The following is a 13686-nucleotide window of genomic DNA, read 5'->3' as shown; positions in this document are numbered from 1 at the left end:
TGGTAAGCTCGAATACAGGCAGGATAGATTGATGCTCGTCACATAAAAGACTGCGCTGACCAAGCGCGGCGCGGCGCGAAAGAAATTGATGTTTGACGTTTCAAACTTAAGACCCGGTCTGTTGCGAAGCCTTCATGCGCGGTGGGTTCGACCCAGGTTCACCGCATGCACGCCGGCGCTGTTGTGCCTGGGCATTGTCGCCGCGACCTGTCCCGGCGAAGCGTTGGCCGGTGCCTGGGTCCAGGACGATGGCAAGACGCTGCTGATCCTTAGCGCCAGCCACTCGGACAGCGGCGTGGCCTTCGACGATGCGCATCGGCGTACCCGGTTTCCCGACGACGGCAAGAGCCAGCTCGACCAGCTGAACCTCTACGTCGAGCACGGCGTCACGCCGGACCTGAGCTTCATCGGCAACTTCTATGCCGACCGGGTCGGCTATCGAAATGACGCCGGCTACGGCAGCCGGACCACGAGCGGCTTGGGCGACCAGGAAGTCGGGCTGCGCTATCGGCTCGATCCGGGCGGAGGGCAGGGGCAGTGGGTCGGTGCGGCTCAGTTCCTCCTCAGCATTCCTGCCTACGATCGCGACGACGAGCCGGCGATCGGCCTGGGCGATTACGGCGCGGAGTTGCGCTACAGCGTTGGCCGCGGCTACCGGCTCGGCCAGCACGACGCGTATCTGGACATGGGTCTGGCCGCGCGCCTGCGCGGCGCCGACGCTGCCGACGAGATGAGGCTGGACATCGCCACCGGCGTGGCGCTGACGCCCAGGTGGGTGCTGCTGTCCGAATTGAATGTGATCCAGGGCCTGGGCAACGGACGCGGTTGGAACCGCAGCAACCTGATTGCCAGCAATAACTACGACCTGACCAAGCTGCGCCTGTCGATGCTGCATACCTTGCCGGGAGGGGCGCAGCTGCAGCTCGGCGTTCAGCAGGTGGTGGCCGGTCGCAACACCGGAGGCGGCACCGCCGTGTTCGCCGCTGCGTGGTGGCGCTTCTGATGGAAGGGTCGCGTTCGCTGTCCGGAGACGTGTTCCCGTGAATGTGCAGGCAGACCCGGCGCGCGTCCTTGGGGGTGTCCCCCTGTCCCTTGGCGGCTCCAGGCAGATCGGCCAGCGCCTGGTGGAAGCAGGTGTGATCGATGGCGAACAGCTGGAGAGTGCACTGGCGCTGCAGCGCCGCTGGCACTCGCGCCTTGGCGACGTCATCCTCGCCCAGCGCTGGACCTCGGCGCTGAAGTTCTATCCGGTGCTGGCCGAGCAATTCGGCCTCCCCTTCGTCAACCTCCTTGAACAGTCGCCGGATGCGGCATCGTTCGATGTCGATTGTGCAGCCGAGTACCTGAAGCGACTGGCGGTACCGTGGCACCGGGAAGGCGAGGCGATGGTGGTCGCGGTGGCCGACCCGGGTGAGGCCACCTTCGCCTGGGCGCGCAGCCTGTACGGCGATGACGTGCGCTTCGTGGGGACCTCCAAGTTCGACATCATCTGGGTGGTGCAACGGCTTGCGGCCGCGCGCCTCACCGACGATGCGCTCAATCTTCTGGCGGTACGCGACCCTGAGCATTCGGCGCGTACCGTGTTCACACGCGGTCAGCGCATGGTCGCCTTGGGTATCGGCGTGGCGCTGGTGGTCGCGCTGTGCCTGCGGCCGATCGCCACGCTGATCGTGCTCGACGCACTGCTGGCGCTGTGTTTCCTCGCCACGTTCCTGTTCAAGTTCACGCTGATGTGCCTGGGCGCGCGACGCAAGGTCGACATCCGCGTCGACGAGCAGGACATCGCGCAGCTGGATGACGCCGACCTGCCGGTCTATACCGTGCTGGTGCCGATGTACAAGGAGCCGGATGTCCTGCCGATCCTGGCCAGCGCGCTGCGCAAACTCGATTACCCCACCTCGAAGCTGGACGTGAAGCTGGTGCTCGAAGCCGGCGACATCGAAACCATCGAAGCGGCCAAGTCGCTGGGTCTGGAAGCGTTCTTCGAGATCATCCGCGTGCCCGAGTCGCAGCCCAAGACCAAGCCGAAGGCCTGCAACTACGCGCTGCAATTCGCACGCGGCGAGTTGGTGACCATCTATGACGCCGAGGACATGCCTGAGCCCGACCAGCTCAAGCGTGTGGTGGCGACCTTCCGGAAATCCGCGCCGGAGGTGGCTTGTGTGCAGGCGCGCCTGAACTACTACAACGCCGATGAGAACTGGCTCACGCGGATGTTCACGTTGGACTACACGCTGTGGTTCGATTTCTTCCTGCCTGCGCTTGAATACCTACGCATCCCGATTCCGCTGGGCGGCACGTCCAACCATTTTCGTCTAGAGGTGCTGCGCGGTATCCACGCCTGGGATCCTTATAACGTGACCGAGGACGCGGATCTGGGTGTGCGTCTGATCAGCCAGGGCTATCGCGTCAGCGTGGTCAATTCGACCACCTTCGAGGAAGCCAACGTCAGCATCCCCAACTGGATCCGTCAGCGCTCGCGCTGGCTGAAGGGCTACATGCAGACCTGGCTGGTGCATATGCGCGACCCGGTGCACTTGTACCGATCCACCGGGTTCCGCGGCTTCTGGGGGTTCCAGTTCTTCATCGGTGGCGGTTTCTTCACCGCGCTGGCCGCGCCCGTGCTGTGGCTTATCTATCTGGTATGGCTGGTGCTGGGCTTCTCCACATTTCGCGACCTGCTGCCGCGCGCGCTGGATTACCTCAACCTGTTCAACCTGCTGGTGGCCAACTTCTTCTTCATCTACATGACGCTGGTGGCCAGCCTCAAGCGCGGCTACCAGCACCTGGCGCCTTACGCGCTGACTGCGCCGTTCTACTGGTTGCTGCAGTCGATCGCCGCCTACAAAGGCGCCTGGCAGCTCATCCGCAATCCGTTCTATTGGGAGAAGACCACGCATGGCATCAGCAAGTACGTTGCCGAGCAGCGCAAGGTCGCCCTGGAAGACTGAGCCCTGGGCCCTGCGCGATGCCCTGCCGGCCCTGGCCGCCGCGCTGGTGTTGCTGTCGGCGCTGCTGGCCTGGTCGGTGGCGCAAGGCCTGATCGATGCGCGCTATGTCGCCGGGCCGCAGATCGCCGGCGCGACGGCGCAGGCGGCCGGCAGGGTGACGCTGGGCATGCTGTATCCCAATGGCATCGCGGCGCTAGCGGTGTGGCTGGGCAGGATTGGCAGCATTCCGGCGTGGTGGCCGATCGTTCCCGATCTGCTCGCGGCGGCGGCGACCATTGCGGTGCTGTGGCACGACCTGGCTGCGCGGCTCGGGCGGCGTTGGGCGTGGGGGCTGGCCATGCTGTTCCTGCTGCAACCGCTGTTCGTCGGCGCGGCGCTGTCCGGCAATGGCGAAGCGGTGATGCTGCTGGCCCTCTATGCGGTCGGGCGTGGCGCGTTGCGGGTGCGGCGGGCGGCCGACGTGGTCGGCTACTTGGTTCTGGCCAGCTGGATGCTGATGCTGTTCATGGCGGACGTCCGCGCCTGGGTCGTCATCGTCGCGTTGGCCGTGTGCCTGTTCCCCTGCGTGCCGCGAGGGCTGCTGGCGCGCGCGCCGCTGACCTACCACCTGGCGGTCTTCCTGCCGGTGGTGTTCACCGTGCTTGCCCTGCTCTATACCTGCTGGTGGTGGAATGGTGACACGCTGGCCTGGCTGCGGGACACCTGGGCAGGCGGTAGAGGTTTGCTCGTGCCCACCGAGGTGTTCCGGGCCCAAAGGCGGCCCCTCGTGTGGGGCGCGGGCGGCATCGTTGTGGTCGCGTTGCTTGCCCTGTCGGGAAAGGGAGCTCCGCAGGCGTGGCGTGCGACGTACGCACTGGCCGCGGCCGTGCTCTGCGCTGTCATTGTTGTCGCATTCGCACGCGGCGCCTGGCCGGGCGACTATGCGGTGCTGTTGCTCGCCCCAGCGGCGCTTGCGGCCGGCCAGTGCCTGCCCGCACAGCGAGGCTGGTTGATCGGCGTGTTGTTGCTGGGTGCGTTATCGGGCGCGCCGGAGGTGTTCGCGCTGGTTACCGGTTAGGCCGTCGCCCGCGCGCTGTCGGCACGATCGTGGAAGAATCCTTCCGGAGTTGGCGGCCACCTGCAGGAAGGCGATGAACGCGGCGAAGAAATGGGCGATGGCTTTACTGGCGCTCGCGCTGGCGAGCGGCTGTTCCGCGACGAGCCGTGGGCCGTGGCTGGGCGCGAACGTCAAGGTTTCCGAGGATGCGCCCTGGGGCAGCAAGGCCGCCGGGCAGTCGCTACGCAACCTGGCGGACGCGGGCGCGCAGACTGGCCTGCTGGTGGCCTTCCTCTGGCAGGAGACCCCGGCCTCGCAGACCCCCGTGCTGGGCAGCGACAGCAGCGTGGAGCGCCTGCGTGATGCCGTGCGGCAGACTCGCGCGGCCGGACTGCGGCCCATCCTCAAGCTGCATGTCTGGGTGCCGGGCCACTGGGCCGGCGAGATCGATCCTGCCGACAAGGCCGCCTGGTTCGCCGCCTACGAGAAGGCGATCCTGCCCCTTGCGGCCATGGCGCGCGAGGAGCGCGTGGAGGCGCTGGTGCTCGGCACCGAGTTGCGGCGTCTGCAGAATGCGCCGCAGTGGACGACGCTGGCGACCTCGGTGCGCAAGGTGTACCCGGGCAGGTTGGTCTACGTGGCCGACAGCATCGACCAGGCCGAAGCGTTCCCTTACTGGTCGGCGTTCGATGTGGTGGGCACCAGCCTCTACCCGGCCTTGCCAGGCGACCTGCGCGAGCGTGGCAACGCCATGAACGATGTGGCCGCGCGTCTGCAGGCCCTGGCGGAACGTCAACAGCGGCCAGCCTGGGTGGCCGAGCTGGGGCTGCGCTCCGCCAGTGGAAGCCTGGGGGCGCCGTGGGAAAGTCCCGAGCAGCGCACCGCGAACGTCGACCTGGCTCTGCAGGCGCGCGTGCTGGGCGAATGGAAGCAGGTGCTGGCGCGGCACGGCGTGGCCGGCATCGGCATCTGGTGCTGGTACACCGATCCGGCGGCCGGCGGCGCGAGCGACAGCGACTTCACCGTGCAGAACAAGCCCGCGCAGGCCTTCTTCCGCGCGGGTTTTGCGCCGCAGCGGTCTCCATGATTTCTTTTGCCTGAGGCCCTCGCGCTCGGGCCGGACAGGTCGCGTTGGGGAACCGGCGCCTGGCGCGATCATTGGAGCCACTTCTAAGCGCGTGTGCGAGGATCCAGGAAACGAACGCCAACCGTGCAGGTCCATGGCGCGCTGCGCCCAACAGGAGACGACAACATGATCCGCAACATCGTCCGCATGGGAACCCCCGTGCTGCTGGCCCGGGCCGAGCCGGTCGAGCACTTCGCCACCGGCGAGCTGCGCGACCTGGTCGATGACATGTTCCAGACCATGGACGAGGCCGGCGGCGTGGGCCTGGCCGCGCCGCAGGTGGCGGTGAGCAAGCGCGTGATCGTGTACGGCTTCGAGCACAACGCGCGCTATCCCGACGCGCCCTCGGTGCCGCGCACGGCGCTGTTCAATCCGCTCATCGAGCCGCTCACCGACGAGTTGGAGGACGGCTGGGAAGGTTGCCTGTCCATTCCCGGCCTGCGCGCGGTGATTCCGCGCCATCGGCGGATCCGGGTCAGCGGCTGGAACGCCGGGGGCCAGCGCGTGGAGCAGGTCGCCGAAGGCTTCCATGCGCGCGTGATCCAGCACGAGGTCGACCACCTGGACGGCATTCTGTATCCGTCGCGGATCAAGGACTTCTCCACGTTCGGGTTCACCGACGTGCTGTTCCCGGAGATCGGCGAGGGCAAGTGAGCCGAGGCACGCCACACGCGGCAAGGCACGGCATTAACGCCACGCTGCTAGCCTGCCGGCCTGTCCACGGATCTTGCGAAGGTAGGCCATGAAGACCACGCCCCATTCCCTGAAGATCGCGCTGATGCTGGGCGCGCTGGCCTTGGCTGGCGCCGCGCAGGCGCAGGATTTCAAGCAGTTGCTCAAGCAGCACACCGGCCAGGCGGCGCCGGCTGGCGGCGAGGCGGCCGGTGGGCTGGGGGCGCTTGGCGGGCTGTCGCTGCCGGCGATCGGTGGCAACACCGCGGGCAATGCGGCCGGTGTGCTGCAGTACTGCGTGCAGCGCAAGTACCTCAGCGCCGATGCGGTCACTGGCGTCAGGGACAAGCTGCTGTCCAAATACGGCCTGGGCGGGGCGCAGAAGCCCGAGCAGTCGCCGGACTACCAGCGCGGCCTGATGGGCGTGCTCAAGGGCGAAGGCGGGCAGTCGTTCAACCTGGACGCGGTCTCGGGCAAGCTCAAGGACAAGGCCTGCGACTACGTGCTGAACAACGCCACCAAGCTGATCTGAAGGTGGGAGCCGCCCTTGTGGCCTTTTCGGCCAATGGCGGCGATGGGACATTACCGGAAAGAGCCTATCGCCGCCGGCGACTCCCGTAGAGCGCAGCTTGCTCCGCTGCGTTTCGGCCGGATCACAGGGAAGCCCCAGCGGAGCAAGCTCCGCTCTACAGGGAGAGATGGTCGCTCACATCCAAAACGAAGGCCGCCCGCGGAGGCTCTGCAGGCGGCCTTTGCTTTGGATGGTTGCAACGCTCGGTTTAGAACGCCGGCGCCCCGAGTGAGGGCGCCGGGAATCTCCATCACGGCAGCGAGTAAGCCACCAGCGCGTCGCTGATCGGGGTCTCCATGAAGTGGTGGCCGCCGGCCATCTGCACCACGTACTGCTTGCCGTTGACCGTGTAGGTCATCGGGGTGGCCTGGCCGCCGCCGGGCAGCACCGAGGTCCACAGCACCTTGCCGGTCTTCAGGTCGATGGCGCGCAGCAGGTTGTCGGTGGCCGCCGCGACGAACACCAACCCGCCGGCGGTGATCGCCGGGCCGCCGTTGTTGGGCGTGCCGATCTGGATCGGCAGGCCGGTCGGCAGGCCGAGCGGGCCGTTGGCGCGGGCCGTGCCCAGCGGCTGCTGCCAGATCACCTTCTGATCGTGCAGGTTGATCGCGGTGATCATGCCGTAGGGCGGCTCGTTGCACAGGGTCTTCAGGCCCGGGACCATGAAGGCCGACACCGAGATCGCATACGGCGTGTCCTCCATCGCGCCGGGGCCTTCGGCGCCGCCCTTGCCGGGCGTGTAGCGCGGATCGTCGATCGAGTACAGGTCCTGCGCGTCGGCCTGCTTGCGCGGGATGTAGTGCTCGTACATCGGGGTGACGTTCCAGTTGGCCACCAAGATGCCGCGGGCCGGGTCGTAGGCCACGCTGCCCCAGTCGCTGCCGCCGTTGTAGCCGGGGAACACGATCCACGGCTGCTTGAGCTGCGGCGCGGTGAACTCGCCGGTGTAATGCGCCTGGCGGAACTTGACCCGGCAATACAGCTGGTCGAAAGGCGTCATGCCCCACATGGTCGATTCCTTCAGGTCCGGCATGCCCAGACGCGGCATCCCGGTCGACCACGGCTGGGTGCTGGCGCGGCTCTCGCCGGGCACGGTCACCTTGGTGTCGGCCGGGCGCTCCTCGACCGGCAGCAGCGGCTTGCCGTTGCGGCGGTCGACCACGAACAGCTGGCCGCGCTTGGTCGGGATGATCATCGCCGGCACCGGCGTGCCGCTGTGGTCGGGGAAGTCCAGCAGCGTGGGCTGCGAGCCGATGTCGTAGTCCCAGGTGTCCTTGTGCACGGTCTGGAACACCCACTTCTGCTCGCCGGTGGTCGCATCCAGCGCCACGATCGAGGACGCCACGGCGTTCTCGGCCGGCGTGCGCAGCTGGTCGTAGTAGTCGGCGGCCGAGTTGCCGGTGGGGACGTAGATCAGGTTGAGCGCGTTGTCGCCGGCCATCGGGCCCCAGGAGTTGGGCGTGCCGCGGCTGTATTCCTGGCCCGGGCCGGGCTCCTGATGCCACACCATGCCGGGATGGTTGACGTCCCAGGCCCACTTGAACGCGCCGGTCTCGGCGTCATAGCCGCGGATCACACCCGAGGGCGCCCAGCGGCGCTGGTTGTCCAGCACCTGGTGGTTGAGCGAGATGGTGCCGTTGACCACCACCGGCGGCGAGGTCACCGCCAGCTGGCCCGGCACCGACTTGCCCATCCCGGTCAGCAGGTTGACCGTGCCCTCGCTGCCGAACTGCGCGCAGGGCTGGCCGCTGGCCGCGTCCAGTTCGATCAGGCGCATGTCCAGCGTGGCCACGATGATGCGCGCATGGCAGCTCTGGCCCTCCGGCACCGCGTTGGAGACGAAGTAGGTCACGCCGCGGCAGGCGGCGGTGTAGGGCACGTTCTCGTACTTGACCCCGGAGACGAATTTCCAGATCTCCTTGCCGGTGGCCGGGTCGAGCTTGGACACGTTGTTGGTGGCCGAGCACACGTACAGCCCGTCGCCGATCATCAGCGGCGTGTTCTGCGCGCCCCACTTGTTGGTCTTGCCCGGGGGCGGCAGATCGCCGGTGTGATAGGTCCAGGCGACCTTGAGCTTGCCCACGTTCTCCGGGGTGATCTGCGCGGCCGGCGAATAACGGGTGGCATCGGTGTCGCGGCCGTAGGCGGCCCATTCGCTGTCGGCCTGCGCGGCGCGGGCCTTGGCGTTGTCGCCGGCGGCCAGCGGGGCCTGCGGCGCGTCATCGCCGTGTTCGACGTATTGGGTGCGGAAGACCAGGGCGAAGGCGATCGCCGCGAACACGATGCAGCCCGCCGCCGCCAGATAACCGTGCTTGCGCAGCCGCCCGGCCGACAGGCGCGGCACCATCAGCGCGACGAAGAAGCCCAGCAGGGTGATGTAGCCCATGCGCGGCACCCAGCCCCACAGGCGGGTGGCCGATTCGACCAGGGTCATCACCAGCGCGAGCAGGAACACCACGCCGTAGAGCTTGGCGCCCCATAGCCGGCCGGCGAACAGCAGCACGCCGCTGATGAGCATCAGCACGCCGTTGACCAGGTAGTACCAGGTGCCGCCCAGCGACAGCAGATAGGCCCCGGCCACGGCCAGGATCAGGCCGGAGACGGCGACGATGACAGCGACGATCTTCTGCCAGAGAGGGAGCCCGGGACGGGGCGCGGCAGTGTTCATGCACAACTCCAGATCATGGCCAGGGCCATGGTGTTTCACTCGCTGACGCCTGTCCCGAAGCGGATCGCAGGGGAGTCAGGCTGCGTCGCCGGCGAGCTGCATCTGCGGTCTTCCGTCGCACGCAGCGACGCACGGAACGCAGGACCACACGCCTTGGCGTGCGGCGCGATTCTAGGAAGGGCGCGTGCGAGCGGGCCGTGAATTTTTCGACAGTTGCGACGCCAAGTTCCACTTGCATGCTTCACGCGCGCACGCCAAGAGCCGCGCCCGGCTTGGGCGCGGATGCGGTTGAGGTGAGATCTGATGCGTGGTGTGCAGCAGCAGGGCGGCGTGGGCCGCGCGCTGCTCTCGGCCCCGTTGCGTGCGCAGATTCAGGGCCCCGATGCGCCCATGGCCGCATTCAGCGGCCATGGGGCGATGCCTTACTTCAGCGCCTTGTAGCGCAGGCGCTTGGGACCGGCGTCGTCGCCGAGGCGGCGCTTCTTGTCTTCCTCGTACTCGCGGTAGTTGCCCTGGAAGAACTCCACGTGCGAGTCGCCCTCGAAGGCGAGGATGTGGGTGGCGATGCGGTCCAGGAACCAGCGATCGTGGCTGATCACGAAGGTGTTGCCCGGGAACTCCAGCAGCGCGTCTTCCAGCGCGCGCAGGGTCTCGATGTCCAGGTCGTTGGACGGTTCGTCGAGCAGCAGCACGTTGCCGCCCTGCAGCAGGGTCTTGGCCATGTGCAGGCGGCCGCGCTCACCGCCGGACAGCGAGCCGACCAGCTTCTGCTGATCCTGGCCCTTGAAGTTGAAGCGACCGATGTAGGCGCGCGACTGGATCTCCACGCCATTGATGTTGAGGATGTCCAGGCCGCCGGAGATCTCCTGGAAGACGTTGTGGTTGCCTTCCAGCGCATCGCGGCTCTGGTCCACGTAGGACAGCTGCACCGTCGGGCCGACCACGATCTCGCCGGAGTCCGGCTTCACCTGCCCAGTGATCATCTTGAACAGCGTCGACTTGCCGGCGCCGTTGGGGCCGATGATGCCGACGATGGCGCCCGGCGGCACCAGGAAGCTGAGGTCGTCGATCAGCAGGCGGTCGCCGAACTTCTTGGAGACGTGCTTGAACTCCATCACCGCATTGCCCAGGCGCTCGCCCGGCGGAATGAAGATCTCGTTGGTCTCGTTGCGCTTCTGGTAGTCGACCGACTGCAGCTCTTCCAGTCGCGCCAGGCGCGCCTTGCCCTTGGTGCGGCCGCCCTTGGCGTTCTGCCGCGACCATTCCAGCTCCTTCTGGATCGCTTTCTGGCGGGCCTTTTCCTGGTTGTCTTCCTGCTTGAGGCGTTCTTCCTTCTGGGTCAGCCAGTCGGTGTAGTTGCCCTTCCACGGGATGCCGCGGCCGCGGTCCAGTTCGAGGATCCACTCGGCGGCGTTGTCCAGGAAGTAGCGATCATGGGTGACGGCCACCACGGTGCCGGAGTAGCGCGCCAGGAACTGCTCCAGCCACTCCACCGACTCGGCGTCCAGGTGATTGGTCGGTTCGTCGAGCAGCAGCATGTCCGGCTTCTGCAGCAGCAGGCGGCACAGCGCGACGCGGCGCTTCTCGCCACCGGAGAGCTTGCCGACGATGGCCTCCCACGGCGGCAGGCGCAGCGCGTCGGCGGCGATGTCCAGCTGCTGCTCCAGCGTGGCGGCGTCGCCCGCGGCCAGGATCGCCTCCAGGCGCTCCTGTTCCTTGGCCAGTGCGTCGAAGTCGGCGCCTTCCTCGGCATAGGCGGCGTACACCGCGTCCAGCGCGGCCTGCGCCTGCAGCACCTCGCCCACGCCTTCCTCGACGGCCTGGCGCACGGTGTGTTCGGGGTTGAGCTCGGGCTCCTGGGCCAGATAGCCGACCTTGATGCCCGGCTGCGGGCGGGCTTCGCCCTCGAAGTCGGTGTCCACGCCGGCCATGATCTTCAGCACCGTCGACTTGCCCGCGCCGTTCAGGCCGAGCAGGCCGATCTTGGCGCCGGGGAAGAAGCTCAGCGAGATGTCCTTGATGATCTGCCGCTTGGGCGGGACCACTTTGGACACGCGGTTCATGGTGTAGATGTACTGCGACATGGGGTCTCCGACGAGGACGCAGCCGCGCCGTCACGCTTGGGACTTCAGGCGCGCGACGCTGGCGGGAAAGGGATGCGCACAGTATAGCGGGCCGGGCCCGGCGAGCGCCTTGGGGCCGAAACTGAACAGGGGGTGCTAGGCGTCGTGAACGGCGATTTTTGTAGCCGTTTCCAGCCAGTTTCCGTTCACTGGCCCGGCGCATCATCGCATCGTGCCTCGAAGCACTGGAGACCCCTCATGAAGCGCACGATCCTGACCCTGCTGAGCATTCCCGTCCTTGCCATGTCGCTGGCGGCCGCGCCGGCGATGGCGGACGACTGGCGCCACGGCCCGCCGGGCCCCGGCACGGGCGCCGGCCCCGGCCCTGGCCCCGGTGGTCCGCGCGGTTGGGCCGACCGCCACGACGAGCGCCGCGATCGCCACGATCGTCGCGATGCCTACCGCGATGGCTATCGCGACGGCCGCTACAGCCGCCCGGTGGTGGTCGAGCGCAACTACTACAGCGGTGGCTACTACCGTCCTGGCCCGCCGCCGCCGCCCCCGGTGTACTACCGCCCGCCGCCGCCTCCGGTCGCCTACTACCGCCCATACGGCTATGAGCGCGGCTACCGCTACGTGAACTATTACAGCGGTCGGCCGATCGTGGTGAACGATTACGATTACTACGGCGTGCGTCGCCCGCCGCCGGGCTACCACTGGATCCGCGACGATCGCGGCAACCTGATCATGGTCGCCATCGCCACCGGGATCATCACCGACCTGCTGCTCAACCGCTGAGCCGGCGGCCGCAGGGAAGCAACAAGATGGCGCGCCCCAACGGCGCGCCCTTTTTTTGTTTCTGTGGGAGCCGGCATGCCGGCGATGAGGCTCGACCAGCGCTCGCCAAGGCCCCACCCGCGCGGCATCCGCCCTGCGGGCGCCCACGCCGCAAGCCCCGGGCGACATGGCCTCGGGGGGCTCAGGGGCTTACAATCCGGGCCCCGCTTCGCCCGCCTGCCTGCCCCTGGAGACCCGATGTTCCCGCGTGACGTCCGCATCGAAAGCTACGATCCCGAGCTGGCCCAGGCCATCGCCCACGAGGTCCGCCGTCAGGAGGATCACGTCGAGCTGATCGCCAGCGAGAACTACACCAGCCCGGCGGTGATGGAGGCCCAGGGCAGCCAGCTGACCAACAAGTACGCCGAAGGCTATCCGGGCAAGCGCTATTACGGTGGCTGCGAATACGTGGACATCGCCGAGCAGCTGGCCATCGACCGGCTCAAGCAGCTCTTCGGCGCCGATTACGCCAACGTGCAGCCGCACAGCGGCTCGCAGGCCAACCAGGCGGTGTATTTCGCCCTGCTGCAGCCGGGCGACACCATCCTGGGCATGTCGCTGGCCCACGGCGGCCACCTGACCCACGGGGCCAAGGTCAATGCCTCCGGCAAGCTGTTCAACGCCGTGCAGTACGGCGTGGACGAGGCCGGCCTGATCGATTACGACGAGGTCGAGCGCCTGGCGCTGGAGCACAAGCCGAAGATGGTCGTGGCCGGCTTCTCGGCCTATTCGCAGGTGGTGGACTGGGCGCGCTTCCGCGCCATCGCCGACAAGGTCGGCGCCTGGTTCTTCGTGGACATGGCGCACGTGGCCGGGCTGGTCGCCGCCGGCGTATATCCGACCCCGCTGCCGCACGCGCACGTGGTCACCTCGACCACGCACAAGACCCTGCGCGGCCCGCGCGGCGGCATCATCCTGGCCAGCGCCGCCGGCGCGGGCGACAAGCTCGAGGACCTGTCCAAGAAGCTGCAGTCGATCGTGTTCCCGGGCATTCAGGGCGGCCCGCTGATGCATGTGATCGCGGCCAAGGCGGTGGCCTTCAAGGAGGCGCTGGAGCCGGCGTTCAAGACCTACCAGCAGCAGGTGGTGAAGAACGCCCAGGCGATGGCCAGGACGCTGATCGCGCGCGGCTACAAGATTGTCTCCGGCGGCACCGAGAACCACCTGATGCTGGTGGACATGATCGGCAAGGAGGTGTCGGGCAAGGATGCGGAGGCCGCGCTGGGCAAGGCCCACATCACGGTCAACAAGAACTCGGTGCCGGGCGACCCGCGTTCGCCGTTCGTGACCTCGGGCCTGCGCCTGGGCACGCCGGCCATCACCACGCGCGGCTACCAGGAGGCCGACACGGTCGAACTGGCCGGCTGGATCGCCGACGTGCTGGACGCGCCGAACGACGAGACCGTGATCGCCCGCGTGCGCGAGGCGGTGACGGCGCAGTGCGGGAAGTTTCCGGTGTATGGCTAAGGCGGGAATGGAGAATGGGGAATCGGGAATGGGCAGAAGCGCCAGGCCGGCGCTGTTGACGTTCCCATTCCCTATTCCCGTTTCCCCATTCCCGGCGGCTAAGGCGGGAATGGAGAATGGGGAGTCGGGAATGGGCAGAAGCGCTAGGCCGGCGCTGTTGACGTTTCCATTCCCTATTCCCGTTTCCCCATTCCCGGCGGCTAACGCGGGAATGGAGAATGGAGAATCGGGAATGGGCAAAAGCGCTACGCTGCTGCTTTTGACGTTCCCATTCCCTATTTCCGTCTCCCGATTC

11 protein-coding genes are annotated in these 13686 nt (G+C 67.4%); 9 read left to right on the top strand and 2 right to left on the bottom strand.

The annotated features are described in order from the left end of the window. Window positions 1-88 precede the first annotated feature (88 nt). From WFQ05_RS13855 to WFQ05_RS13830, 6 genes are all read left to right on the top strand, one after another. A complete protein-coding gene (locus tag WFQ05_RS13855) occupies window positions 89-1003 on the top strand; it encodes a hypothetical protein (RefSeq protein WP_337054244.1) in 915 nt (304 codons plus the stop codon). An 82-nt stretch (window positions 1004-1085) separates the two neighbouring features. Beyond that, window positions 1086-2951, top strand: a complete 1866-nt coding sequence (locus tag WFQ05_RS13850; protein WP_337054312.1) for a glycosyltransferase family 2 protein — start codon at window positions 1086-1088, stop codon at window positions 2949-2951. Further along, a complete protein-coding gene (locus tag WFQ05_RS13845) occupies window positions 2899-4008 on the top strand; it encodes a hypothetical protein (RefSeq protein ID WP_337054243.1) in 1110 nt (369 codons plus the stop codon). The genes WFQ05_RS13850 and WFQ05_RS13845 overlap by 53 nt, the downstream gene beginning before the upstream one ends. Before the next feature lie 73 nt (window positions 4009-4081). Further along, window positions 4082-5074, top strand: coding sequence for a glycosidase-like protein (locus WFQ05_RS13840; RefSeq protein WP_337054242.1), 993 nt, complete (start codon window positions 4082-4084; stop codon window positions 5072-5074). Between the two features lie 165 nt (window positions 5075-5239). After that, window positions 5240-5767, top strand: coding sequence for a peptide deformylase (gene def, locus WFQ05_RS13835; protein WP_337054241.1), 528 nt, complete (start codon window positions 5240-5242; stop codon window positions 5765-5767). A gap of 88 nt (window positions 5768-5855) precedes the next feature. Continuing rightward, on the top strand, window positions 5856-6317 hold the full coding sequence (locus tag WFQ05_RS13830; protein WP_337054240.1) for a DUF2501 domain-containing protein: 462 nt from the start codon (window positions 5856-5858) through the stop codon (window positions 6315-6317). 289 nt (window positions 6318-6606) lie between these two features. Here the strand turns inward: WFQ05_RS13830 and WFQ05_RS13825 are convergent, their stop codons facing one another. Next, entirely contained in the window at window positions 6607-9024 is a 2418-nt protein-coding gene (locus WFQ05_RS13825; protein WP_337054239.1) for a membrane-bound PQQ-dependent dehydrogenase, glucose/quinate/shikimate family, read from the bottom strand. Between the two features lie 303 nt (window positions 9025-9327). Between WFQ05_RS13825 and WFQ05_RS13820 the strand changes: the two genes are divergently transcribed. Further along, window positions 9328-9465, top strand: coding sequence for a hypothetical protein (locus WFQ05_RS13820; RefSeq protein ID WP_337054238.1), 138 nt, complete (start codon window positions 9328-9330; stop codon window positions 9463-9465). On the opposite strand, the gene ettA is transcribed toward WFQ05_RS13820, so the two are convergent. Further along, on the bottom strand, window positions 9447-11108 hold the full coding sequence (gene ettA / locus WFQ05_RS13815; RefSeq protein WP_130523166.1) for an energy-dependent translational throttle protein EttA: 1662 nt from the start codon (window positions 11106-11108) through the stop codon (window positions 9447-9449). The two genes, WFQ05_RS13820 and ettA, sit on opposite strands and share 19 nt — an antisense overlap. A gap of 237 nt (window positions 11109-11345) precedes the next feature. Here ettA and WFQ05_RS13810 point away from each other — a divergent pair, with 237 nt between their 5' ends. Both WFQ05_RS13810 and glyA read left to right on the top strand, forming a co-directional pair. Continuing rightward, window positions 11346-11885, top strand: a complete 540-nt coding sequence (locus WFQ05_RS13810; RefSeq protein ID WP_337054237.1) for an RcnB family protein — start codon at window positions 11346-11348, stop codon at window positions 11883-11885. Window positions 11886-12122: 237 nt separating this feature from the next. After that, on the top strand, window positions 12123-13391 hold the full coding sequence (gene glyA / locus WFQ05_RS13805) for a serine hydroxymethyltransferase (protein WP_130530713.1): 1269 nt from the start codon (window positions 12123-12125) through the stop codon (window positions 13389-13391). Window positions 13392-13686 lie beyond the last annotated feature (295 nt).

The organism is Pseudoxanthomonas sp. USHLN014 (assembly GCF_037153335.1).
In the GTDB taxonomy this organism is placed as follows: Bacteria; Pseudomonadota; Gammaproteobacteria; order Xanthomonadales; family Xanthomonadaceae; genus Pseudoxanthomonas_A; species Pseudoxanthomonas_A winnipegensis.
This window is presented reverse-complemented; position numbering and strand designations above follow the sequence as displayed.

Bases quoted from the DNA above. Each gene is read 5' to 3' on its own strand.
- WFQ05_RS13855 (WP_337054244.1), top strand. From the start codon at position 89: ATGTTTGACGTTTCAAACTTAAGACCCGGTCTGTTGCGAAGCCTTCAT.
- WFQ05_RS13845 (WP_337054243.1), top strand. From the start codon at position 2,899: ATGGCATCAGCAAGTACGTTGCCGAGCAGCGCAAGGTCGCCCTGGAAG.
- WFQ05_RS13840 (WP_337054242.1), top strand. From the start codon at position 4,082: ATGAACGCGGCGAAGAAATGGGCGATGGCTTTACTGGCGCTCGCGCTG.
- def (WP_337054241.1), top strand. From the start codon at position 5,240: ATGATCCGCAACATCGTCCGCATGGGAACCCCCGTGCTGCTGGCCCGG.
- WFQ05_RS13830 (WP_337054240.1), top strand. From the start codon at position 5,856: ATGAAGACCACGCCCCATTCCCTGAAGATCGCGCTGATGCTGGGCGCG.
- WFQ05_RS13825 (WP_337054239.1), bottom strand. From the start codon at position 9,024: ATGAACACTGCCGCGCCCCGTCCCGGGCTCCCTCTCTGGCAGAAGATC.
- WFQ05_RS13820 (WP_337054238.1), top strand. From the start codon at position 9,328: ATGCGTGGTGTGCAGCAGCAGGGCGGCGTGGGCCGCGCGCTGCTCTCG.
- ettA (WP_130523166.1), bottom strand. From the start codon at position 11,108: ATGTCGCAGTACATCTACACCATGAACCGCGTGTCCAAAGTGGTCCCG.
- WFQ05_RS13810 (WP_337054237.1), top strand. From the start codon at position 11,346: ATGAAGCGCACGATCCTGACCCTGCTGAGCATTCCCGTCCTTGCCATG.
- glyA (WP_130530713.1), top strand. From the start codon at position 12,123: ATGTTCCCGCGTGACGTCCGCATCGAAAGCTACGATCCCGAGCTGGCC.